General features: G+C 54.8%; 25 protein-coding genes. 6 read left to right on the forward strand and 19 right to left on the reverse strand.

Annotation, left to right across the window (positions count from 1 at the left end; translation table 11 throughout):
* Window positions 1-39 precede the first annotated feature (39 nt).
* From MHFGQ_RS07895 to MHFGQ_RS07920, 6 genes are read right to left on the reverse strand one after another with little or no spacing between them, the layout of a single operon-like run.
* Window positions 40-933 carry a polyprenyl synthetase family protein gene (locus tag MHFGQ_RS07895; RefSeq protein WP_106006056.1) on the reverse strand — a complete coding sequence of 298 codons (894 nt, stop codon included), beginning with the start codon at window positions 931-933 and terminating at the stop codon, window positions 40-42.
* A complete protein-coding gene (xseB, locus tag MHFGQ_RS07900; RefSeq protein WP_106006057.1) occupies window positions 914-1,165 on the reverse strand; it encodes an exodeoxyribonuclease VII small subunit in 252 nt (83 codons plus the stop codon). Before xseB ends, MHFGQ_RS07895 begins: the two co-directional genes overlap by 20 nt.
* Window positions 1,158-2,378 (reverse strand): exodeoxyribonuclease VII large subunit, encoded by a 1,221-nt coding sequence (gene xseA / locus MHFGQ_RS07905; protein ID WP_106006058.1) that lies wholly within the window; start codon window positions 2,376-2,378, stop codon window positions 1,158-1,160. The genes xseB and xseA overlap by 8 nt, the downstream gene beginning before the upstream one ends.
* A complete protein-coding gene (gene folD, locus MHFGQ_RS07910) occupies window positions 2,378-3,220 on the reverse strand; it encodes a bifunctional methylenetetrahydrofolate dehydrogenase/methenyltetrahydrofolate cyclohydrolase FolD (RefSeq protein ID WP_106006059.1) in 843 nt (280 codons plus the stop codon). Before folD ends, xseA begins: the two co-directional genes overlap by 1 nt.
* Window positions 3,221-3,247: 27 nt before the next feature.
* Window positions 3,248-4,612: an NADPH-dependent glutamate synthase gene (gene gltA, locus MHFGQ_RS07915; protein ID WP_170066367.1), complete on the reverse strand. Its 1,365-nt coding sequence runs from the start codon at window positions 4,610-4,612 to the stop codon at window positions 3,248-3,250.
* 17 nt (window positions 4,613-4,629) lie between these two features.
* Window positions 4,630-5,469, reverse strand: a complete 840-nt coding sequence (locus tag MHFGQ_RS07920) for a sulfide/dihydroorotate dehydrogenase-like FAD/NAD-binding protein (RefSeq protein ID WP_106006061.1) — start codon at window positions 5,467-5,469, stop codon at window positions 4,630-4,632.
* 160 nt (window positions 5,470-5,629) lie between these two features.
* Between MHFGQ_RS07920 and MHFGQ_RS07925 the strand changes: the two genes are divergently transcribed.
* Complete coding sequence (locus MHFGQ_RS07925) at window positions 5,630-6,802, forward strand: MFS transporter (protein ID WP_106006062.1); 1,173 nt, start codon at window positions 5,630-5,632, stop codon at window positions 6,800-6,802.
* Here MHFGQ_RS07925 and MHFGQ_RS07930 read toward each other — a convergent pair.
* The 7 genes from MHFGQ_RS07930 to accB all read right to left on the reverse strand — a co-directional run bounded on the left by MHFGQ_RS07930 (window position 6,799) and on the right by accB (window position 12,665).
* The gene (locus MHFGQ_RS07930) at window positions 6,799-7,752 is read right to left on the reverse strand and encodes an O-sialoglycoprotein endopeptidase (RefSeq protein ID WP_106006063.1); all 954 of its coding nucleotides are present in this window, start codon (window positions 7,750-7,752) and stop codon (window positions 6,799-6,801) included. The two genes, MHFGQ_RS07925 and MHFGQ_RS07930, sit on opposite strands and share 4 nt — an antisense overlap.
* A 1-nt stretch (window position 7,753) precedes the next feature.
* Window positions 7,754-8,158: a transcription antitermination factor NusB gene (gene nusB / locus MHFGQ_RS07935; protein WP_106006064.1), complete on the reverse strand. Its 405-nt coding sequence runs from the start codon at window positions 8,156-8,158 to the stop codon at window positions 7,754-7,756.
* Window positions 8,159-8,173: 15 nt separating this feature from the next.
* Window positions 8,174-8,398 carry a DUF2273 domain-containing protein gene (locus MHFGQ_RS07940; RefSeq protein WP_245907890.1) on the reverse strand — a complete coding sequence of 75 codons (225 nt, stop codon included), beginning with the start codon at window positions 8,396-8,398 and terminating at the stop codon, window positions 8,174-8,176.
* Between the two features lie 14 nt (window positions 8,399-8,412).
* A complete protein-coding gene (gene amaP, locus MHFGQ_RS07945) occupies window positions 8,413-8,955 on the reverse strand; it encodes an alkaline shock response membrane anchor protein AmaP (protein WP_106006065.1) in 543 nt (180 codons plus the stop codon).
* 12 nt (window positions 8,956-8,967) lie between these two features.
* Entirely contained in the window at window positions 8,968-9,366 is a 399-nt protein-coding gene (locus MHFGQ_RS07950; RefSeq protein ID WP_211292929.1) for an Asp23/Gls24 family envelope stress response protein, read from the reverse strand.
* 77 nt (window positions 9,367-9,443) lie between these two features.
* Window positions 9,444-10,790, reverse strand: a complete 1,347-nt coding sequence (gene accC, locus MHFGQ_RS07955; RefSeq protein ID WP_106006067.1) for an acetyl-CoA carboxylase biotin carboxylase subunit — start codon at window positions 10,788-10,790, stop codon at window positions 9,444-9,446.
* A gap of 45 nt (window positions 10,791-10,835) precedes the next feature.
* Window positions 10,836-12,665: an acetyl-CoA carboxylase biotin carboxyl carrier protein gene (gene accB, locus MHFGQ_RS07960; RefSeq protein ID WP_106006068.1), complete on the reverse strand. Its 1,830-nt coding sequence runs from the start codon at window positions 12,663-12,665 to the stop codon at window positions 10,836-10,838.
* A 226-nt stretch (window positions 12,666-12,891) separates the two neighbouring features.
* On the opposite strand from accB, the gene MHFGQ_RS07965 reads away from it, so the two are divergent.
* Window positions 12,892-13,284 carry a HEPN domain-containing protein gene (locus tag MHFGQ_RS07965; protein ID WP_106006070.1) on the forward strand — a complete coding sequence of 131 codons (393 nt, stop codon included), beginning with the start codon at window positions 12,892-12,894 and terminating at the stop codon, window positions 13,282-13,284.
* Window positions 13,251-13,592 carry a nucleotidyltransferase domain-containing protein gene (locus MHFGQ_RS07970; protein WP_106006071.1) on the forward strand — a complete coding sequence of 114 codons (342 nt, stop codon included), beginning with the start codon at window positions 13,251-13,253 and terminating at the stop codon, window positions 13,590-13,592. Before MHFGQ_RS07965 ends, MHFGQ_RS07970 begins: the two co-directional genes overlap by 34 nt.
* Before the next feature lie 478 nt (window positions 13,593-14,070).
* On the opposite strand, the gene MHFGQ_RS07975 is transcribed toward MHFGQ_RS07970, so the two are convergent.
* Entirely contained in the window at window positions 14,071-14,391 is a 321-nt protein-coding gene (locus tag MHFGQ_RS07975; protein ID WP_340637906.1) for an MBL fold metallo-hydrolase, read from the reverse strand.
* Between MHFGQ_RS07975 and MHFGQ_RS07980 the strand changes: the two genes are divergently transcribed.
* On the forward strand, window positions 14,284-14,520 hold the full coding sequence (locus MHFGQ_RS07980; RefSeq protein WP_340637907.1) for a hypothetical protein: 237 nt from the start codon (window positions 14,284-14,286) through the stop codon (window positions 14,518-14,520). The two genes, MHFGQ_RS07975 and MHFGQ_RS07980, sit on opposite strands and share 108 nt — an antisense overlap.
* Here the strand turns inward: MHFGQ_RS07980 and MHFGQ_RS07985 are convergent.
* Together MHFGQ_RS07985 and MHFGQ_RS07995 are read right to left on the reverse strand one after the other, a co-directional pair.
* Entirely contained in the window at window positions 14,456-14,866 is a 411-nt protein-coding gene (locus MHFGQ_RS07985; RefSeq protein ID WP_422879851.1) for a copper amine oxidase N-terminal domain-containing protein, read from the reverse strand. The genes MHFGQ_RS07980 and MHFGQ_RS07985 overlap by 65 nt on opposite strands.
* Before the next feature lie 420 nt (window positions 14,867-15,286).
* Window positions 15,287-16,705 carry a hypothetical protein gene (locus MHFGQ_RS07995; RefSeq protein WP_343105497.1) on the reverse strand — a complete coding sequence of 473 codons (1,419 nt, stop codon included), beginning with the start codon at window positions 16,703-16,705 and terminating at the stop codon, window positions 15,287-15,289.
* A gap of 232 nt (window positions 16,706-16,937) precedes the next feature.
* On the opposite strand from MHFGQ_RS07995, the gene MHFGQ_RS08000 reads away from it, so the two are divergent.
* Window positions 16,938-18,227, forward strand: coding sequence for a nucleobase:cation symporter-2 family protein (locus tag MHFGQ_RS08000; RefSeq protein WP_170066359.1), 1,290 nt, complete (start codon window positions 16,938-16,940; stop codon window positions 18,225-18,227).
* Between the two features lie 36 nt (window positions 18,228-18,263).
* On the opposite strand, the gene MHFGQ_RS08005 is transcribed toward MHFGQ_RS08000, so the two are convergent.
* Window positions 18,264-19,115: a C40 family peptidase gene (locus MHFGQ_RS08005; protein ID WP_170066360.1), complete on the reverse strand. Its 852-nt coding sequence runs from the start codon at window positions 19,113-19,115 to the stop codon at window positions 18,264-18,266.
* Window positions 19,116-19,284: 169 nt separating this feature from the next.
* On the opposite strand from MHFGQ_RS08005, the gene MHFGQ_RS08010 reads away from it, so the two are divergent.
* Entirely contained in the window at window positions 19,285-19,671 is a 387-nt protein-coding gene (locus tag MHFGQ_RS08010) for a cyclophilin-like fold protein (RefSeq protein WP_106006075.1), read from the forward strand.
* A gap of 167 nt (window positions 19,672-19,838) precedes the next feature.
* On the opposite strand, the gene MHFGQ_RS08015 is transcribed toward MHFGQ_RS08010, so the two are convergent.
* Window positions 19,839-21,329 carry a UxaA family hydrolase gene (locus MHFGQ_RS08015; protein WP_106006076.1) on the reverse strand — a complete coding sequence of 497 codons (1,491 nt, stop codon included), beginning with the start codon at window positions 21,327-21,329 and terminating at the stop codon, window positions 19,839-19,841.
* Window positions 21,326-22,864 carry a tagaturonate reductase gene (locus tag MHFGQ_RS08020; protein WP_106006118.1) on the reverse strand — a complete coding sequence of 513 codons (1,539 nt, stop codon included), beginning with the start codon at window positions 22,862-22,864 and terminating at the stop codon, window positions 21,326-21,328. The genes MHFGQ_RS08015 and MHFGQ_RS08020 overlap by 4 nt, the downstream gene beginning before the upstream one ends.
* Between the last annotated feature and the right edge of the window lie 88 nt (window positions 22,865-22,952).

The raw sequence follows: 22,952 nt of genomic DNA on the forward strand, positions 1-22,952 counted from the left end.
TTTCTCCCTGACCCGGTCCCCATAATGCTCTTGATTTGACTATCCTTGACGATTTAAAACATAACCGGCAAGGTAAATTAAGGGTTCTGCCTTCGTTCCTAGGCTCCTCGCCAATTCCTGGGCTTCTTTACAAAGTTGGCCGGCAATCTCTTTTGCCTGTGCCAATCCTAAACAGGCAGGATATGTTGCTTTACCTCTGGCCATATCCACGCCGCCTTTCTTACCCATATTGGCAAAATCGCCTTCTATGTCCAGGATGTCGTCTGTTATCTGAAAGGCAAGGCCCAGATTTTCGCCGTAGCGGGTTAAAGTGTCTAATTGCTCTTCATCGGCGCCCCCCAGAATGCCGCCCATGCGCAGGCAGGCGCGGATAAGGCTGCCGGTCTTATGGGTATGGATGTAATTTACCGTCTCCAGAGTAACCTGCCGCCCTTCGGCCTCCATGTCCACCACCTGGCCGCCGATCATCCCCTGGCTGCCGGCGGCGCAGGCCAGCTCGCCAATGGCCTGAAGGACCTTCTCCGTCGGGACGCCTTCCGGTACCTGGCTTAATACGGCAAAGGCATGGGTGAGCAGGGCATCGCCGGCCAGCAGGGCCACTGCCTCGCCAAACACTTTGTGGCAGGTAGGCCTCCCGCGGCGAAAATCATCATTATCCATGGCCGGCAGGTCATCGTGAATAAGGGAATAGGTATGAATTAACTCTACGGCGCAAGCTGCCGGCAACAGAGGCTCCGGCGGGCTACCCACAGCTTCACCTGCCGCTAGGACCAGAAGGGGCCTCAATCTTTTACCGCCGGCAAAAAGGCTGTAATGCATGGCCTGATGCACTGCCGGTGGATAACTCTCCGGCGGCGGCAGGCAGCTTTCAAGGGCTTTCTGAATTAACTCCCGGCGGGAAGCCAGATAGCTTTTAATTTCCGTTACCTTCACCCCCGGATAGGGAAATTTCTTTCAGGACGACTTCCCCTTCTTGGACAAAGATGGCCTGCAGCTTGCCCTCTACTTCTTGAAGGCGTTGGCGACATAGGCGGACAAGTTTTACGCCTTCTTGATAACGTTCCAGGGCTTCTTCAAGGGTAAGGTTTTCGCCTTCCAGGGCGCGGACGATGCCCTCGAGTTGCTGCAAAGCCTCTTCAAATTTTAAATTTATACCTTCAGACACAATCTGTTTCCCCCTCTACATCCTTGACCTCGCACTGAAGGCGCCCTTCACTCAATACGACTTCCACCCTCTCGCCAGGGACAACCTCCAGGCTACGCCGCAGGGAGGGGCCGCCTGGCCGACGGCAGACGGCATAGCCGCGGCTTAATATTGCCAAAGGACTGGCGGCTTCCAGGCGGGCCGTCAAAAGCTGCAGCCTTTGTTCCCTTGAGGTGACCTGCCGCTGCCAGGAGGTCTGCAGGCGCTGTTCCAGGCCGTCTAAATACTGCTGACGGTAGTATAGTTCCTGCTCCGGCCGGGCCAAGCCCCGGCTTTTAATTAGGCGTTCCAGCTTGGCCCGGGCCATCTGCAGACGGTGCTCTATACCCTTGCGGGCACGGAGGGATAAGACCTCCAGGCGTTCTTCCAGCTCTTTTTTCACCGGCACGGCCATCTCGGCGGCCGCCGATGGCGTCGGAGCCCGGCGGTCGGCTACCAGATCGGCCAGTGTGAGATCCGTTTCGTGCCCCACAGCGGCAATGACCGGTACCGGACAAGCATAAATGGCCCGGGCGACAATTTCGGTATTGAAGGCGCTTAAATCTTCGGCCGAACCGCCGCCGCGGCCGATGATGATGACGTCTACCCCACCCAGGTTTCCTAAAAGCTCTAGGGCCCTGGACAATTCAAAGGGAGCGGCGTCACCCTGAACGGTTGCCGGTGCCAGTACCAGGTCAATTCCGGGAAAACGGCGCCGGCTGACGGTAACCATATCCCTTAAGGCGGCACCGCTTAAGGAGGTCACCAGTCCTACCCGCCGCGGCAGGAGGGGCAGGGGGCGTTTGCGTTCGGCGGCAAAAAGGCCTTCCCGCTCCAGGCGGGCTGCCAGCTCCTTGAGGGCCAAAGTGGCCATACCAACGCCGGCCGGAAAAACCTCGGCTACATAAAGCTGGTAAACGCCGTCGCGGGGATAGATGGCGATATGGCCCCTTGCCACTATTTCCAGGCCGTCTTGCAGGGATATGTTTAAATTGCGGCTACGGTTTTGGAACATTACGCAGCGTAGGGCGGCCACCTGGTCTTTCAAGGTAAAATATAGGTGTCCTGAGGCCGGACGGCGTAGATTGGAGATTTCCCCCTTGACCCAGACGTTGGCCAGAAGGCCGTCGCTGCCAATCATACGTTGCAAATAGGCGGTGAGTTCCCTCACCGCCAGCACCCGCTGCCCGACCACTAGCGCCGGGCCGCCTCGACTGTATTTTTCAGCAGCATGGCAATGGTCATGGGACCGACACCGCCGGGCACCGGGGTAATCCAGGAGGCCTTCTGGGCGGCGCTTTCAAAGTGGACGTCCCCTACCAGTTTTTTCTCGCCTACCCGGTTTATACCCACATCGATCACTACCGCGCCTTCCTTAATCATGTCGCCGGTGATCATCTCCGGCTTGCCCACGGCCGCCACCAGTATGTCAGCCTGGCGGCACTCCTCGGCCAAATTTTTAGTTCGTGAATGGCAAATGGTCACCGTGGCGTGGCGGGCCAGAAGCATCATGGCCATGGGTTTGCCCACGATATTGCTGCGACCGACAACCACCGCCTTTTTGCCTTTAATATCTATGCCCGTCTTGTCCAGGAGCACCATGCAGCCGTGGGGCGTACAGGGATAAAAACACCTGTCTCCTATTACCAGATTGCCCACATTGGCTGGGCTGAAACCGTCGACGTCCTTTTCCAGGGCGATGGTGTCGATGACGGTTTTTTCGTTGATGTGTTCGGGTAGAGGGAGCTGAACCAGAATGCCATGAATGCGGCGGTCATTGTTGAGCTGTTTGATGAGGTCCAGAAGTTCTTCCTGGGTGGTTTCCGCCGGCAGACGGTGGACTTCCGAGTAAATGCCCACTTCCTCGCAGGCCTTGTGTTTATTGCGCACATACACCTGGGAAGCCGGATCGTCGCCGACCAGGACGACGGCCAGGCCGGGAGTAATGCCCCGTTCTTTTAAACCGGCCACCTCCGCTTTGACTTCTTCCCGCACTGCCGCGGCAATCTGTTTGCCGTCTAAGATCTGGGCCGCCATGGATTTGGACCTCCTTTAAGGAATTGATTATTTCTCCCTTAAATACCTGTCAATGGCCCTGGCGGCAGCTTTGCCCGCCCCCATGGCCAGGATTACGGTAGCCGCTCCGGTGACGATGTCGCCGCCGGCAAAAACGCCTTTCCTGGAGGTGGCTCCTGTGGCTTCGTCGGCAGCTATAGTGCCTTTACGGGTAAGTTCCAGGCCCGGCGTCGTTTGTAAAACCAGGGGATTGGGGCCCTGCCCGATGGCCATGACTATCGTATCTACTTCCATCTCGTACTCAGAACCAGGAATGGGCACGGGACGGCGGCGTCCCGAAGCGTCCGGTTCACCCAGCTCAAAGCGCTGGCAGATCATGCCCCTGACATTACCTTCTTCGTCGCCGTAGATTTTCACCGGACTGGTGAGAAGGCGGAACTGCACCCCTTCCTCTTCGGCGTGTTCTATTTCTTCTTTCCGGGCCGGCATTTCGGCGGCCGAACGCCGGTAAACAATATATGATTCTTCGGCTCCCAGGCGCAGGGCGGTGCGGGCCGCATCCATGGCCACGTTACCGGCGCCGATGACCGCCACCCGTCTGCCTACCTTAATGGGGGTGGCATATTGGGGGAACAGATAGGCCTTCATAAGATTGGTCCGGGTAAGAAACTCGTTGGCCGAATATACCCCCAGCAAGTTTTCCCCGGGAATACCCATGAAATAGGGCAGCCCGGCTCCCGTGCCTATAAAGACGGCATCATAACCGCTACTTAGGAGCTCGTCCACGGTGGTGACTTTGCCCACCACGGCGTTGGTACGGATCTCGACCCCCAAACGGCGGATATAATCGATTTCCTGCTGGACTATTCTTTTAGGCAACCGGAACTCAGGTATGCCGTACATCAGCACCCCGCCGGGAACGTGCAGGGCTTCAAAAATCGTAACCTGGTGGCCCATGCGGGCCAGATCGGCAGCAGCCGTCAAGCCGGCGGGACCGGAACCTATCACCGCCACTTTAAAACCGCTGGCCGGCGCCTTGATCACCGCCGACGCATCACCCTTGGCCATCTGGTAATCGGCGACAAAGCGTTCCAGACGGCCGATGGCAACCGATTCATGCTTTTTGCCCACGGTACAGTACTTTTCGCACTGGTTTTCCTGGGGGCAAACCCGCCCGCAGATGGCCGGCAGGTTGTTTTTCTCTTTTATTTTGGCAATGGCCCCGTCAAAATCCCTTTCTTTGATGAGACTGATAAAGGCCGGAATATCCACTTCCACGGGACAGCCCTGGCGGCAGGGGGCCTTTTTGCACTGGAGGCAGCGTTCGGCTTCGGCCAGGGCCATCTCCTCGGTGTAACCCAGGGCGACTTCGTTGAAATTACGAATCCGCTCCTTAGGATCCTGGGACGGCATGGGTGTTTTATGCGGAATTAATGGCACTTGCAGCCACCCCCCTCATGGAATTCAATGATTCTCTTTTCTTCTTCCCGGTACATGTTCAAGCGCCGCAGGGCCAGTTGCCAGTCCACCTGATGGCCGTCGAATTCAGGCCCGTCCACACAGGCAAACTTCGTTTCCCCGCCGACACTGACCCGGCAGGCGCCGCACATGCCGGTGCCGTCCACCATAATGGGGTTCATGCTGACAATGGTCGGCACGTTAAAAGGTCTGGTCGTCTCCGCCACGGCCCGCATCATAACCACCGGGCCGATGCCCCAGACCCGGGCGATTTTGCCCCTTTCTTCCAGTACTTGTTTTAAAAGGTCCGTTACAAAACCCTTATGCCCGTAGCTGCCGTCATCGGTGGCCACCAGCAGCTCGCTGGAAACAGCACGCATTTTTTCTTCCCAGAAAAGGAGTTCCTTTGTCCGCGCCCCTATAATGGAAATCACTTCATTGCCGGCTTCTTTCAAGGCGCGGGCTATGGGAAAAATCGGGGCTACGCCGACGCCGCCGCCCACACAAACTACCCGGCCGTAATTCTCGATCTCCGAAGGCTGTCCCAAGGGGCCTACAAAGTCGGTCAGGGTATCGCCCTCTTCCAAGGCCCCCAGACGGCGGGTGGTATACCCCACCTCCTGGAAAATAGTAGTTATCGTTCCCCGGCTGCGGTCGAAATCGGCTATGGTAAGGGGTATACGTTCTCCCTCTTCGTCTATCCGCAGGATGATGAACTGCCCCGCCCGGGCTTTGGCGGCAACCTCCGGGGCTTCTATTTCCATTAATTTAATAACCGGTGACATGACTTCTTTGCGTACAATGCGATACACGGACGTCCTCAACCCCCTTAAAAAATGACCTGCTAAAAATATTAAGGGCATAAAGCATATAACTTTTACTATATTCGCCGTTAAGGCCCATATTCCTGCTTATAAACCTTGACCACCTTTGCGGCAAGGTTTAAGATATGATGAGATTGGGGGGTTGACAGTGAAAAAACGTATTTTATACCTTTTAAGTCTCGGTCACCTGGTAACCGACGTCAATCAGGGGCTTTTACCCATCTTCCTGGCGGCATATAAAGAACAGTTCGGCCTGACCTATGTAGTGGCGAGCATTATTCCCGCCCTGTCCAACATCAGTTCCTCCGTCATCCAGCCCGTCTTCGGTTACCTGTCGGATAAATACCAGCTGCGCTGGCTTTTACCCGCAGGCTGCCTCCTGGCCGGCCTGGGCATGGGTGCCTTCGGCTTAATACCCAACTACTATATCCTTATAGCCCTTGTTTTCATCAGCGGTCTGGGGGTGGCCGCCTACCACCCGGAAGCCTCCAAATCGGCCCATTATGTCAGCGGTCCCATGCAGGCCAGCTCCATGGCCATTTTTTCCGTAGGAGGCAACCTGGGCTTCGGACTGGGCCCGATCTTTGCTTCTTTTATACTTAACCACGGCGGTTTAAGGTCTTCCTGGCTGGTAGTGCTGCCGACGCTTATCACTGTAGCCCTGCTCATCCAGACCATGCCTGTCATCGGCCGCGCCGCCGACTCCGGCAGGCGGGTGGCGGCGTCCGCAGCAGAACCGGCAGTAGACGGCCGTACCTCAGCTACGGCCGTAATCCTTTTGGTGCTCATAGTAATCTTGCGTTCCTGGCTGCATACCGCCCTCACTTACTATATACCCTTTTATTACCAGCAGTATCTTCACGGCGATGCAACCATGGGCAGCACCATGCTTTCCATATTTCTAATCGCCGGCGCCGTCGGCACATTGGTGGGCGGGCGCATCGCCGATAATTGGGGAGCCAAAAGAACGATCCTGGCTTCCATGTTAATTTTAATTCCCCTGGTCCTGGCCTTCCCATATGTTAAGGGGGCATGGGTGGCCGTGTTGCTGGCCTTGAGCGGCTTCTGCGTAATATCCACCTTTGCTCCGGCCGTCGTCATGGCCCAGTCTTTGATGCCCAAACATGTAGGGATGGCTTCCGGCCTGATGATGGGCTTTGCCATCGGTACCGGCGGTCTGGGTCTCCTTCTCTTGGGCGGTATAGCCGATGCTTACGGCGTCCTTACTGTTATCCGCCTTTTGGCCGTATTGCCGGCCCTGGCCGTCCTTCTGGCCCTGCCCCTGCCCGATTTCCGCCGCCAGTCGACACCGGCACGCTAAAGTAAATCTCGTCCTAGCAGGGCCACCCCAATGGCATTGTCGGAACTGTGTTCAGGAGAAGCAAAATAGAGGCGGGCCCCTACGGCCCGGTGTTCCAAACGGTAGCGCAGCCGACTGCGTATATACGAATTTGCCGCTACACCGCCGACGATGAGAATGTCTTTGATTCCGGTATCAAACACGGCGGTTCGAAGGACGCGTTCCAGGGTATTGGCTATGCACTGTTCCACCGCCCTGGCGAGGGCGGATTTATCCGCCCCCGCCGCCAATAATCGTTCCGCCTGGGTTGCCGGGCCGGAAAAACTGAAATTGTAGCCCCTTACCGCCGAGGTCAATGACAGTTTTTTCACTCCGGCCCCCTCGGCCTCCCTCGCCATTCTCTCCAAATGGGGCCCCGCCGGAAATGGAAAACCCATGAGGACCCCCACCCGGTCTACAAGTTGCCCGGCATGGAGGTCCAAAGTACCGCCCAGCTTGTCGATGTGAAAACCGCCCTTCCTTCGCATCACCTTTAGCACCTCCGAGGTACCGCCGGAAAGGTGTACGGCCAAAAAAGGTCCTTCAGGCTCCCATCCTGCCGACCACAGTCCGGCTGCTATATGCCCCTCCTGATGGGTCGTCTCTAAATAGGGAACCTTAAGGGCGGCCGCCAATATCCTTCCCTGTCCGGAGGCTACGGTAAAAACCGGCATATAGGAGCCCGCCACCGGACGGGGTCTGGTGGCTGCCGCCAGGGCTTTTATTTGGGCGGGCGGTACCGAGTTAAAGGCTTCTACAAGCAGTTCCGGTAAAATCTGAACATGATGAAAAACCGCCGTTCCCTGCTGCAGTCCCTTTTCCCCTTCAGGCACCGGCAGCAGGCGGCGGTTGGCGTGAATTACATTTCCCGAGGCCTTTACTATGGCAACAGAACAGGTATAAGCGCTGGTATCGATACCGAGTACAGCCATTTTACCTTCCCAGCTCCTTGCGGGCGCTGTCCAGCAGGCCGTTCACGAACTTGCCTGCTTCTTCGTTATTGAAGGTCTTAGCCAGTTCAATGGCCTCATTGATAATTACGCTGACCGGCGTTTCCGGATGGTGTTTCATTTCATACAGCGCCATCCTCAAGATGTTACGGTCAACGGCCGCCAGACGTTCCAGGCGCCAGCCTATGGCGTATTTGCTGATGATGGCATCAACCTCTTCGCGTGCCTTAATCGTCCCGAAAACCAAGTCCCGGGCAAAGTCCTCTGCACCCGGGGCAAGCTCCCCTTCGGCCAAGACTTCCTCCAATGCCTGCTCCGGCATCATACGCCCCACATCAACGGCAAAAAGCGCCTGCAGGGCCTTCGTCCTGGCTTCCCTTCTCTGCAAATTTAAGGTTCCTCCTTACCAACGACCGAAAAGCTTTTTCCACAGATCTTCCCAACCGCGCCCCTGATCAAGGTGGCGACCTATAAAATATCCTCCAGCCACACAGAGGCCGATAAAAAGGGCCTTCCCAAAACCCCATACGGCCGTCAAAATGCCAAAAATCAGGCCTAATGAGATGCCCATTAGTTTTCCCCGGTGTTCCCGCCAGAGATACCCCAAAAGGGCGATAATGTCTTCCACGTCATTCTTCTCCCCTATTCGACCCGGCGCGGGCCTTCCTGGTAAATGCCGGTGACCCGCACCTGGACTTCCGGGACTTCCAAACCCGCCGTAGACACGATATAATCATAGACCTGCCGCTGCAGCGCCGTCGTTAGTTCCGGGATATTACGGTCGGGCGACACGGTAATATTCAGCTTCACCGCCAATCCTTCCGGTAGGATTTTAAGATGCGGCTTCACTTCCCGCACACCCTTGACCTGACGGGCCGCCCGCACCACCAAGTTTTCCAGGGCGGCCAGGGAAATGGTGGCCGCTCCCAAATCGGCCGCCTTGATGATTGCCTGTTCCTCCCTTGCGGCCGTTGGGCGCATGCCTGCCAACAAAAAGCGTAAAGCCAGCAACAATAAAACCGCGGCGCCTGCTCCGGCCAGCAACCGGTAGTCACTGCGGACCAGGCTCAATTCAAACAGGTCCAACGGTACCGTCCACCCGGCAATGACCGCCAGAAAGGCCAGGGATAAGAGCGCCACCAGTAAAGCAAAGAGGGCCAGGATGGCCCGGTCGAGCAATGACAACCCGTTACCCTCCTACCTCACGCGGCTGGTTTCTTCTTCCTTCTCTTCCTGGGGGAAAACGACACCCTGGACATGGACGTTGACTTCCACCACCCGCAGGCCGGTCATGGATTCTATCGCTTTTTTGACGTTTTCCTGCACCCGGATGGCGACGTCGGGAATCCTCACGCCGAAATTAACGACCAGGTACAGGTCTACGGCCGCTTCCTTTTCCCCTACTTCCACCTTTACGCCTTTGCTCAAGTTTTTCCGTCCCAAAAGCTCGGCAATGCCACCGGCAATGCCGCCGCTCATACCGGCCACGCCCTCAATCTCCGTGGCGGCCAGCCCGGCAATAATGGCTACAACTTCGTTGGTAATTCTTATAGTACCTAGTTCGGTATGCGCTTGTTGCTCCAAATTATTTTCCACCAGTATCCACCTCCGTTTTTGTTTCTATATTATACCAGAGGCCGGGAGCCACCACAACCGTTCCTCCGAAAATAATTTTAACCTGCCAGCAGGCGTCTCTGGATGAAATTGGTATAAATCTCGCCCCGCCGGAAGAAGGCGTTTTCTAGAATTTGTTGATGGAAAGGAATGGTGGTCGGTATTCCTTCGATGATCATTTCCTTCAAAGCCCCGGCCATGCGGCTGATGGCTTTGTCCCGGTCAGGGGCCCAGGCTATGACCTTGGCAATCAGGGAATCATAGAAAGGTGGAATAATGTAACCGCTATAAACGGCGCTGTCCACCCTGATGCCGAAACCGCCTGGCACATGATAGCGTTCGATGCGTCCCGGGGCCGGCCGGAAATTATGTTCCGGGTCTTCGGCGTTGATGCGGCATTCAATGGCGTGTCCCCGGATCTCAACGTCCTCCTGGCGGATTTTTAAAGATTCGCCGGCGGCAATTTTAATCTGCTCCTGCACCAGATCAATGCCCGTCACAGCTTCGGTAACAGGATGTTCCACTTGAATTCTGGTGTTCATTTCGATGAAGTAATAACGGCCGTATTTATCCAATAAAAACTCCACCGTGCCCGTGCTGTAATAATCGACGGCCCTGGCCGCCTTCAGGGCTACTTCCCCCATTTCCCGCCGCAGTTCCGGCGTCAGGGCCACCGAAGGAGCTTCTTCCAGAATTTTCTGGTTGCGGCGCTGGAGGGAACAATCCCGCTCGCCCAGGTGGATGAGATTACCTTCGGTATCCCCTAATATTTGGAACTCAATATGGCGCGGTTCTTCTATATATTTCTCCAAATACACTTCGGAATCGCCGAAGGCCGCTTCCGCTTCCCTTTGGGCTGTCTGCAGGGCCTGGCGCAGTTCCTTCGGCCCCTGGGCCACCCTCATGCCGCGACCGCCGCCGCCAGCCGAAGCCTTAATCAGCACGGGATAGCCTATCTCTTTGGCTATGGCCAGGGCGGCATCCAGGTCTTTTACCACCCCTTCGGAACCGGGAACTACCGGTACCCCCGCCGCCATCATGGTGGCCCGGGCCGTAGCTTTGGCGCCCATTAGCTGCATGGCACGGGGAGAAGGGCCGATAAAGGTGATGCCCGCCGTGGCACACATCTCGGCAAAATAAGGATTCTCGGCAAGAAAGCCGTACCCGGGATGGATAGCGTCGGCACCGCTCATCTGGGCGGCGGCAATAATGCTGGGAATATGCAGGTAGCTGCGGTTGGCCGGGGCCGGTCCGATGCACACAGCTTTATCGGCAAGCCTGGTGTGAAGAGCTCCCCGATCGGCTTCCGAGTAAACGGCCACCGTCTCAATGTCCATTTCTCGACAGGCGCGGATAATCCGCACCGCAATCTCACCGCGATTGGCAACAAGCACACGCCTGAACATCTCTTTTCCTCCGCAGAAAACAAAGTTAAACGACTGTTTTAGTTTCTATTCCTTCTTTATTAGAAAGAGGACTTGGCCGTATTCTACCGGCTGGCCATTTTCAGCCAAGATCTTTATCACCCGGCCGGAGGTTTCCGCCGCCAGTTCGTTCATTAACTTCATCGCCTCTATTATACACAAGGTTTGCCCCTGTTTAACCCTGGTACCCTCTTCGACGAAGGGTGGCGCGTCAGGAGACGGAGCCCGGTAGAAAGTGCCGACCATAGGTGCCTTGACTTCAACTATATCTTCCCGCTCTTGGACTGACGGTGTATCTTCGGGGCTACGCCTTTCTTCAACCTGCGTATACCCTTCCCGGTTGCCGCCGCGGCGGATGACGATTTTGACCCCCTCGCTTTCCAGGTTCAGTTCGGTAATCCCCGTTTCGTCCAGGGCTTTTATGAGCTGGGTGATGTCCTTAAGATCCATCTTTCTTTTACCTCCTGCCTCAACCTTATCTCCGACCTGGGGTTTTGTAGTACGGCGACCGGGCCGCAAACGTCCGGCGCGGCGATCTTCTAAAAATTTCCGGGCTACCTGGGGGAACAAGGCGTAACTGATGACGTCTTCTTCATTCTCGGCCAGATCGCCGATTTCCTGTCGGGCTTCATCTAAACGCGGCGGCAGGGCATCGGCGGGCCGGCCTTGAATGGGTTCTTCATCCCCAATGATTATCCGGCGTACTTCTTCGTCGATGGGCGCCGGCGGCCGGCCGTAAAGGCCCCTGACGTAATTTTTAACTTCCCCAGGTACAATCTTATACCGCTGTCCCGTAAGGACATTAAGTACTGCCTGGGTGCCGACAATCTGACTGGTGGGCGTCACCAGGGGCGGATAACCCAGATCGGCTCGCACCCGTGGAATTTCGGCCAGAACTTCATGAATGCGGTCGGCCGCTTTTTGTTCCTTCAACTGGCTTACCAGGTTGGATATCATTCCGCCCGGTACCTGATGCTGGAAGACCCACATATCGGTGATGCGGGTCACACCGCGTTCGTATCCCAACTCCCGGCGCAGGTCGTCGAAATAGCGGGCAATGTCAAAGAGGAGATTTAAATCCAGGCCGGTATCGTAAGGCGTCCCCGCCAGGGCCCGGACCACTGTTTCCACAGGCGGCTGGGAAGCACCGAAGGCTAGGGGGACTGACGCCGTATCAACAACGTCTACCCCCGCCCGGGCGGCCTCGAGGTATGCGCCTACGGCCAAGCCGCCGATATAGTGGCTGTGGAGCTGAACGGGGATGCGGAGCTTTTCTTTAAAAAGCTTCACCAGCTCATAGGCTTCAAAGGGGGCGAGAAGGCCGGCCATATCTTTAATACAGATAGAGTCCACGCCCATGCCCTCCAGTTCCAGGGCCGTTTTAAGGTAGTGCTCGGTGGTATGGACGGGACTGATGGTATAGACTACCGTTCCCTGGACGTGGGCTCCTTCCTTTTTGGCTGCTTCTATGGGGACCTCCATATTACGCAGGTCGTTTAAGGCGTCAAAAATGCGGATGATATCGATGCCGTTGGCCACCGCCCTGGCGATAAAGGCTCTTACCACATCATCGGGATAGAGCTGATAACCAACCAGGGACTGGGCCCTGAGGAGCATCTGCAGGGGGGTCTTGCGGACGTATTTTTTAATGGTCCGCAGGCGTTCCCACGGATCTTCGTCCAGGAAACGCATGCAGACGTCAAAGGTGGCGCCGCCCCAGACCTCCAGGGAATGATAGCCGACGCTATCGATCTTCTCCAGGATGGGCACCATATCGGCAGTGGTCATCCGCGTGGCCCAAAGGCTCTGGTGTCCGTCCCGTAAGGTTGTATCGGTAATTTTTAGCCGGCTCAAAATGTTTCTCCTCCCAGATATAGAAAAACTCTGGTTTGCTTACCAGAGCGGTTTTCCTTTATTTTATATAACCGCCTTGCCTTATTATATAAACCAGAGCCGGCTTACGCAATATTTCTTGAGCAAGTATACAATATATTTGTATATACCCTCGAAATCCTTGATTTTTACAAATTTAAAGTTGGCGTTTCTTACAAAATGTGGTATCATTTTTTAGAGGTGTTAAACTGTGATACCGGAAGCCCTGGAATGGCTGGAACAAGCTGAATACGATTTTTCCACTGCTGAGGCCATGTTTAAAGCCAGGAAATACATCTATTCCATCTTCATGGGACAGTTAGCTTTAGAAAAAGCTCTTAAAGCCATAATAGTTCAAAAAACAGGACAGGCGCCACCAAAGACCCATAAGCTAGTATACCTGGCAGAAATAGCTCAGTTGACCATGGTAGAAGATCACCTCAAATTTCTCGGAATATTGGATGCTATAGGTCCAAACACCCGCTATCCCAAAGATCTCGAGGCGGCCCTCAAAGCATATTCAAGAAAAGTTGCAAAGGAGTACCTTGCCAAGACAAGGGAGGTGCTAGAATGTCTCAAAAGCAATCCAATATTGACGTCATAATCCGAAACTTTGCCGAAGCCCTTAAACAACAAGGGCTCAAGGTGGACAAAATAATCCTTTTTGGCTCTCAGGCCAGGGGAGATGCCCGGGAAGATAGTGATATAGACCTGCTGGTTGTCTCATCTGACTTTGCAAAAATGCCTTATCACCGGCGTTTTGAAGTTCTGGGTACGGCTATTGCAAAAGTAAGGGAACCTATAGAACCTTTAGCCTGCCTACCAGAGGAGATACAGCTAGAAAAATTAAGCAAAGCTAGCTTTCTTTATGACGTCCTGACACGACAGAAAATTGTTGAGTATCAAATATAAGAAGGGTATAGTACAGTAAACCTCCATCGGGCCGAACCGTTCGGAGGTTATTTTTCATCTCGTGCTCTGCTCTGTCCGATGTGGATGATCTGTTGTAGTTTTTCTACCGTGGCGATATTGATGTTCACCTTCCCTGGAGCCGGATCGCCCGGAGCAGGGTCGGGAGACGGTGCCGGCTAGGTAATTGGCTTTACCGTCGCCTTCTTTTCGGTACTAACGGTATAATCGCGGTCAGTCAACGAGACGGATATCGTGCCATGAAGGGTCCGTCCGGTAAATCTCAACACCTGCGTCGGCCAGTCTGGATAAAGTTTCTCCGTGTGGGTGGCTGTATCGGTTCCCCTCTCCGACCATAATAACAGCGACTTTAGGATCCACCGCCGCCAGGAAGGCGTCACTGGTCGAGGTTCTACTCCCGTGGTGACCGACCTTCAGTATGTTGGCGTCCATGTTCTTGTGGAGGATCGCGCCCTCAGCTTCAGCCTAGGGCATCGCCGGTGAACAAGAACGCTCCACCCAGGCTAGTGAGCCTCGCAACCACCGAGTTGTCGTTCAGGTTCTGGTAGGTGGTAGTGGGCCCCAGAACTTCGAACTGGCAGTTTCCAAAGGTCCAGGACTGTCCGGCTGCCTTCTGGTAATCGCAGCCTTCCGCCTGGACGGCGCTCCAGTATCGTTGGTAGGTCTGGCTCATGTGGCTTACGCCGGAGTCGACGACGGTCTCTACGTTGTAGGCTTCAAAAACGGCCGGCAGACCCCCTATGTGGTCTGCATGGGGATGCGTGGCAATAAGGATTTCTATATCGTCCACATCTCTGTTCTGCAGGTAGCTAACGACTTTGGAGCCGTAGCCCGTGTCCCAAGCGTCAATCAGGATGTCCACCTCGTTTGGCAGTTCGATGTAGATTGCGTCGCCCTAGCCGACGGATGAAGTGGACCTTGACACCGACCGTCGGATCGGGAGACACGAATGTTGCATCACCAGACCGGATAGTAATCCGGCTGTTGTCATAGACAACCTCTGCACCGAGACTTTCGCTGATGAAGCGAAGTGGGACCAGGGTGCGTCCGTTCAGAATCTTGCCCGGAACATCGAGGGGCACGGCCTGGCCAGAGACGTAGGCGATGGTGGAGCCGATGGTGAGCTTAACGATTGTGGCACCCTTCGTCCCGGTGACCGTCTGGGTGGCGGCATCCCAGTTTACGTCCGCGCCCAGGGCTTCAAAGATGGCCCGCAATGGAACCAAGGTGCGACCCTGCTCGACAGTCAGCGGCACGTCGAAGGCAAGCGTCTGGCCGTCGACGGTGACCGTGGGCTGGGCTACGGCCGGTAGGATGAAGGTAAAGGCATAGATTACTGTAAGGAAAAGGACAAAGATGGATTCTGCGCATTGGGAGTGTCTTGGGGTAGGAGGTAATCAGGGATAGCGTGAGGTAACCAAGTGAGGAGTTTTGTGGACTTATCTAGGGCGGTTAGGGACACTGAAATCCCACCCTAGGTAATGAATTTGGGCGGCAACTTTCTGCCGCCCTCAACCAGGATTTGGAATGGCAGATAGCCAAAGCTGCGTGAATGACGAGGAGGAATTCGTCGTCATCCGTGCGGCTATCGCAACTTTCATCCCTCGCGTAATTTGGAGTTGGCTATTGCCTATGGGTGAGGAAACGAGACATACGTACGCCCAACCGCTAATTGTTTACTTTGAATACTTCAGTGGACCTATCTTGTCAGCTTCGAGCGGCAACGAAGTGAGGTACATCATCGGTACGTGTGTGTTAGTTACAAGCCTATCATCGATGCAAGTTGGATCCGGCACGAATCCGACAATACCGTGCAGACCTGCAGGGTTAGCCTTTATCCAGTTAACCCGCCGGAGATGCCTATCTAGCTCATCCTTCGCTTCTCCTCGAAAGCGGCGGCAGATTTCAGCAACCTCGGCAACAGTCCGGGCAAGCTGCAAGCGCTTGCACTCAATGATCTGAATTTCTCCACTTGGCCTCCACGCCAGGACATCGACATCGCCGAGTTCGGCGGGACCACCCAACTCGGTCATCTGTACGTTGGTCCGCGTCTGCCATCCGTTCTCGCGAAAGTGATCGGCAACGAGCCAAGCAAATGCATGACCCCTCTCGCTGTTTACCCTCCCGATGTACTGTTTCATCTCCTGCGAGGTGAAAAACTCTTTCGGCAGATGTCCTTTCTCTGCCCTTTCCAGCAGGTATCCGACTCCAAGCCACAACAAGCCGGCTCCGAAAAACACTTTGTCGTCATCTTGCTCCCCAAAGACAAGAATAGGCCTGAATGTTGCAGAAAGCCTGCGACGGAATCGCCAGGGGTAAAGGTCCTGTTTCCTGAATCCTGACGGCGGTTTGTCCCATGCCGGGCGATGAAAGATGCTGAAAGTACGGATGAATGCTTTGCTGGCATCAAGTGACAGGCCACGGGCCTTAGTCAATCTCTTCTTGAGGGCGCCTAGCGTTGTCTCCACGACGACGCTGTCACGCTCGACCGCTAAATCCATAAGCTCCGCTAAACCGTCAACCGCTTCGTCCGGCGTTAAACCGAACTCAGTCCGAAATGCGCGAATAAAATCGGCAGAAAATACCTCGTCAGCGCTCTTTCGTTCGCCGGGGCGCTCATTTCGATACAATTTACTATACTCCCCTGCCGCCGCTTCGAATTCTTCACGGAAGTAAGCGGTCAAAAAAGGTTTGATGACGGTGTTATGGAACCCGCGATCGATGGTGTACTCGCCATTCGGGTGCAAGTCGATTCGGGGTTCAATCAGGTCACTATTGACCGCGTCAGAGTCCGTTGCAACTTCGACTAGCAGTGCCGCTTTGGCCAATAGTTCATCCAGTTCCCACCGGGAGAGCTGGCGGCCACCTACCTCTGGACACTCACAGATAGCCATTTCCAGGATAGTGCGGGCCGCCAACGAAACATTGGTCCGATCCGATTCCCGCTTTTGCGCGACAGCGAAGACGTCCTCCTCCGGCGCATACAAGGCAAGGACTGCCTGTGCGGTACGGCGCCAGTGGTCACGGTCCTGGATAACGGCTTCATGCACCCCGAGCACTTCGCGGATCACCGACGCCCTATCGAGCTGTTGCAACAACTCCCGGAGCTTATTCCAGACCTTGTCTACGACCCTGTGCAGGAATTCATCTTAAACAGTAATTTACATATAGCGGTCTTTGTTTTTTTAAGAGTATAATATCATCAAATAAACACTCAATAATTTAATCTAAATTTAAATTAAAAGGAGTGATGTTATAAAAAGGCACTAGCAGGAGATAATTTAATAATTAAGGCAATAAACCTAACTGTGCAAGGTGGGATGCTAAATGCAAGGTAAACACCCAGTAGATGAAATACTTCCCGGCCGCCAGCTTTTCCTCTATGGGTTGCAGCACGTTTTCGCAATGTATGCAGGTGCGGTCGCCGTTCCCCTCATTATAGCCGGAGCCGCCCACCTGGCAAAGGAACAGACGGCTTTTTTAATTAATGCCGATCTATTCACCTGCGGTATCGCCACTTTAATTCAAACCATTGGGTTTTGGAAACTCGGCATTCGCCTGCCTATTATTCAAGGCGTATCCTTTGCCGCTGTTACCCCCATGGTAATGATCGCCTCTACTATGGGTATGCGGGGTATTTATGGAGCGGTAATTATCGCAGGACTCTTCGCCTTTATTTTCGCCCCCTACTTCAGCAAAATCATCAATTTCTTTCCCCCTATTGTCACCGGCAGTGTAATTACTATCATCGGCCTTTCCCTCTTGCCGGTAGGTATAAACTGGGCCGCCGGAGGCACGGGCAGCCCCGATTATGGTTCACCGACCAACCTCATGGTGGCGACGCTAGTTCTTATTTCCATTTTGTTGCTGCAAAAATATTTTAAAGGATTTATCGCTAATATTTCAGTACTGCTGGGACTGCTTATCGGTCTGGTCGTCGCCATCCCCCTGGGTATGGTGAATCTGTCCGGTTTAAATACGGCTCCCTGGCTCAAAATCGATACTCCCTTTTATTTTGGCCTTCCTACCTTTAACGTAGGTGCAGTTATCTCCATGATCCTCGTAATGCTGGTTATCATGGTAGAATCGACGGGCGATTTCTTTGCCCTGGGTGAAATCGTCGGCAAAGAAATAAGCGAAGATGATGTGGCCCGAGGTCTGAGGGGTGATGGTTTTGCCACTATGCTGGGCGGCATTCTTAATGCCTTTCCCTATACTGCCTTCGCCCAGAACGTGGGGCTTGTTGCTTTAAGCGGTGTAAAAAGCCGCTTTGTAGTGGCGACTTCCGGTATCATTTTAGTAGCCCTCGGCCTTTTTCCCAAATTGGCCACCATCGTTGCCTCCATACCTTCCGCCGTGCTCGGCGGAGCCGGGATCGCCATGTTTGGGATCGTCGCTGCCAACGGCATCAGGACCCTTTCCCGGGTCGATTTTGAAAAAAATCCTCACAACCTCTTTATCGTGGCCATCAGCATCGGCATCGGCATGATACCAACGTTAGCTCCGGAATTCTTTAAAGCATTTCCATCTTGGTGTCAAATTATCTTCCACAGCGGCATTACCTTAGGTTCCCTTGCGGCCATATTTTTAAACCTATTCTTTAACGGCGGTAAATAAATCGGCAGGGGGAACCTAAAAGGTTCCCCCACTCATCTACGGCAGGTAACGCCGCGCTCCTAGATATCCCCGGACGAAGAGCGGTTCATCCAGGCGGCTGGTTATCACGCCCCGGCCGGAACGGGAATTGATAAATTCTACATTACCGCTATATATACCCACATGGGTCGGCAGTTCTCCCGTGCCTTCCGTATTGAAAAAGACCAGGTCGCCCGGCTGGAGTTCCTCCCTGGCCACCTCTTTTCCGACATGATACTGCATGTCGGCATCCCGGGGGAGTCTAATGCCATTTAAAAAATAGGCAATATAAGCTAAACCGGAGCAGTCAATGCCGTAAAGGGTCACCCCGCCCCAGAGGTATGACACCCCCTGCAGGCGTTCGGCCGTCCGAACCACATCTTCCCCGCTGCGGTTGCCTGCCAGTTTGCCCTGAGGCCAGACCTCATTATCCCCGGCTTTCAGCCAGGCCGTTCCCTGTCCGGGAAGCCATACTTCCAGCCAATCCCCTTGTTGCTGCAGCAGGGGCAAATCGGTGGCCATTAAGGCTTCACCTTTTGTATCCCCTCCACCCGGGCGGCCGTACAGCAAAGTACGGGGAACTTTTACCACCGCCAAATCACGCACCGCCGGTGAAGTATCGCGCACTACATCGGCCGTTTTCAACCACCCGATATAGCCGTCAGGTACCTGCCCCTGGAGCCATTCCCCTCCCTCCTTCAGCACCTTTACCTCATCTCCCAGGAGGGCCTGGGTGACCAATTCCGCCCCTCCATCGGGGTTGGCGCGGACGTCGGCCACCGGGATTCGGACATAATAGGAACTCTGCCGGGCCGGTTGTGGCGCTGCGGGTTTTTCCGGCGGTGGTAAGCGGACGGCCCTTTTGTTCAATCCGATCACCCCTATCGTGATTAAAACTGCAGGTAATAGCAGTAAAAAATAAACACGCCGGCTCAAACCAGACCTTCAACTCCCTTTACGCCAGTTTAAAATATATTATTGCAGGTCAGACCTTATGTATGCTAAAATATGCCTAAAAATGCTACCGGGGGTTGCAACCATGGAAATTGTTATTAAATTCGGTGATATTGCCGTGACTGCCGAGCTAAACGACAGCGAAACCGCACGCAAGATCCAGGCCGCCCTGCCCATAACCGGCCGGGTGAATACGTGGGGCGATGAAATCTACTTTTCCATCCCTGTAAAAGCCGGACTGGAAAAAGGAGCTACGGCGGATATGGAAGTGGGTGACATTGCTTACTGGCCGCCGGGACATGCCTTCTGCCTTTTCTTCGGTCCCACGCCTGCCAGCACCGGCCTCAAACCCCGCGCCGCCAGCCCGGTAAATAAAGTGGGACGCATCTTAAGCGATCCGGAGTTGCTAAAGAAGGTACCCGACGGCGCTAAGGTAGAAATTATTGCCGCCAATATCACCAATACTTTGTGAAAAAATAAGCCCTGCAGAATTATAACTGGCAGGGCTTTTTTTAAATATATCTTAACTAGCGACCCCCTACTATCCCCCTACCCTCTCCGTACCCACTCCGTTTTACGGACGTTTGGATCATAAAATAAAATTTAACTTGAGAGTAAAGGAGTTCTTTCAAAAGACTTTTAGAGGGTGACCCCGGACTTGAATATAGCGATCTCCCTTACACCCAGGGTTTCCGCTTTTGTCGGTTCTCCGGAGGCTACCCGCAAAACCTGCTCCAGTAATTCTCCTGCCAGTTCCGCCATATTCTCACCCTCCAGGACCCTGCCGGCGTTAAAGTCGAACCACCGGGGCTTTTTAGAGTAAATGCCAGTGTTGCTAGCGATTTTTATCGTGGGCACGCAGGTGCCCAGGGGTGTACCACGGCCGGTGGTGAAAAGGATAATCTGGCAACCGGCCGCCGCCAGGGCCGTGGAGGATACCAGGTCGTTGCCGGGCGCGCTTAAGAGGTTGAGCCCCTGCTTCTGGCACCTGTCGCCGTAATCCAAGACATCTACTACTGCTGCCGTGCCGCCTTTCTGCACGCAGCCGAGGGACTTTTCTTCCAGGGTGGTTATACCGCCTTCTTTGTTGCCGGGTGAGGGGTTCTCGTAAACCGGCTGGCCGTGGTCGAGGTAGTATTGCTTCCAGGTGTTGATCAGCTTTACTATCCTTTGAAACACCTCTTCATCCACGGCCCGGTCCATGAGGATGGTTTCGGCGCCGAACATTTCCGGTACTTCGGTGAGTACCGCCGTGCCGCCCCCTGCTATTATCCGGTCGGCTACCAGGCCTGCCAGGTGATTGGCGGTTATGCCGGAAAAGGCGTCGGAACCGCCGCACTTGAGCCCTATTTTTAGTTCGTTTATTGGGCAGGGTTCGCGTTCGCAGCTTGCGGCCTGTTCTGCTAGTTCTTTTATCAGCCTTAAACCTTCCCTCATTTCGTCTTCTGCTTCCTGGGCCACCAGGAATTTAATCCTCGCCGGGTCTACCTCTCCCAGCACCTGGTGGAAGGCCGGGATATTGTTGTTTTCGCAGCCCAGGCCCAGGACCAGGACCCCGCCGGCGTTGGGGTGGCGGCAGAGGGAGGCCAGGAGCTTTTGGGTATTATGGTGGTCGTCACCAAGCTGCGAGCAGCCGTAGGGATGCTTGAGGGCATAGATGCCGTCTATTGCGCTTTTACCCTCCAGTTCCTTTGCGGCGTTCCGGGCCATGTTCTCGGCCAGCTGGTTGACGCAGCCCACCGTGGGGATAATCCAGAGCTCGTTTCTTACTCCTACCTGGCCGTCTGGTCGCCGGTAGCCGTGAAAGGTCGGATTCCCTTCAAAGGCAACCGGCGTTATGGGTAGGGGGTTATAGGTGTATTCTTCTAGCTTCCCCAGCCCGCTGTGCAAATTGTGGCTGTGCACCCATTGCCCGGCTTTCACCGGCTGGGTGGTTATCCCGATTGCATAGCCGTATTTCTTTACTTCCCGGCCGGCTGGCAGGTCTAAAAGGGCAAACTTGTGGCCGGCTTTGATGTTTTCTTGCAAGGTTATCTCCCGGCCCGCGATAGCTATGGTTTCTCCTGCTGTTATATCCACCAGGGCTACGGCTACGTTATCCCGGGCATGCAGCTGGATTGCTTTTTTCATGCTCCTTCTCCTTCTGCCAGCACCTTCTCCAGGGCTGCCGCCATGCCGCCGGTTACAATCTCTTGCAGGTAAACCCCAAGTTTCTCCGCCAGGCCGGGAACGCTATTTAAGTCCTTGCCCCACAGTTCGCTGTTACCCAGGATATATGGGGCTACTTCTCTTGCACTTTCCGCTGTTCCTTTATACTGCTGCCAGGCTGCCTGCCAGAAAGCCAGGGCCTCGGGGTCGTCTTCGATAATAAACTCTCCCTGCGGCCGCTTCCCCTGGAATTGCCGGCCGTTAACCCGGCCGTCCTTAAATAAGGCTGCCGTGGCGGCCAGGGAGAAGGTGAGCTTTGCCGGTACGGCCTTTTTCTTTGCTACGTAGTCCAGTAATGACGGTAGCACCCGCGTCTTGTATTTGGAGGTGGTGTTGAGCAAAATGCTCTGCCAGCGGTGGACGATATAGGGATTGCGGAAGCGCTGTAGCACTTCCCCGGCAAATTCGGTGAGCATTCCTTCATCCAGGTCGGTCGCGGGGATGACTTCGTTATATATTAATTCCTCTATAAAGCGGCCGAGGCGGGGATGTTCTACAGCCTCCCTTACCGTGTCGACGCCGCTTAGGAAGGCTACGGCGGCTGTGGCGGTATGGGCGCCGTTCAGGATGCGTACCTTGCGGGTGCGGTACGGCGTCATGTCGTCCGTCCAGATGACGTTGAGGCCGGCTGCATGGAAGGGGAGCTTTTCTTTAAGGTGCGTAGGGCCTTCGATCACCCAGAGGTGGAACAGCTCGCCGGTGTCTAGCAGGTCGTCTTGATAGCCTAGCTCTCCGGCCAGTTGCTCTGCTTCGTCGCGGGGGTAACCCGGTACAACCCGGTCCACCAGGGTGTTGAGGAATATGTTGGCTTCTTTTAGCCACTGCCGGAATCCTCCCGGTAACCCCCACTCTTCGGCCAGCCTTAAGGTTATTTCTTTGAGGTTGTCGCCGTTCCTGTCGATGAGCTCGCAAGGAAGAATGAGCATCCCTTTATCCGGGTCGCCCTGGAAGTGTTTATAGCGGTGGTAAAGATAAGCCGTTAGTTTCCCGGGGAAGGACCGCGGCGGGGCGGCCGTTAAGCTGTCGCCGTGGTCGAAAATGATGCCGGCTTCGGTGGTGTTGGAGATGACGATGTCGATTCGCGGGTCTTCGGCGCAGCGCAGGACGGCCTGCCAGTCTTCGTAAGGGTTAATACCCCGGCTGATGGAAGTAATAATCTCCCGCTTTTCTACCATCTGGCCGTCTTGATATCCGCGCAGGATTAAGGTATACAGACCGTCCTGCTTATTTATCTTGTCGACCAGGCCCTGAGCCAGGGGCTGCACTACCACCACCCGGCCCTGGAACAACCCTTTTTTGTTCAGTTCATGGATCATCCAGTCGACAAAGGCGCGCAGGAAATTGCCTTCCCCGAACTGGAGGACCCGCTCCGGTAAGTTATCCGGGTAGGGGCCTGCCTCCAGATTGGGTGGGAAGCTGAAATCACCGGTGAGCAGGGCTTTATTTAGTGCAAGCATTTTCTTTTGCTCCTTCCCGGGCACTAATTTCAGAAATTTTCCCCTGAAAAAAATCGCCGTTTCTTTAAAGCACACGTCGTCTTTCCCG

The sequence above is a fragment of the Moorella humiferrea genome, assembly GCF_039233145.1.
GTDB classification, from domain to species: domain Bacteria; phylum Bacillota; class DSM-521; order Neomoorellales; family Neomoorellaceae; genus Neomoorella; species Neomoorella humiferrea.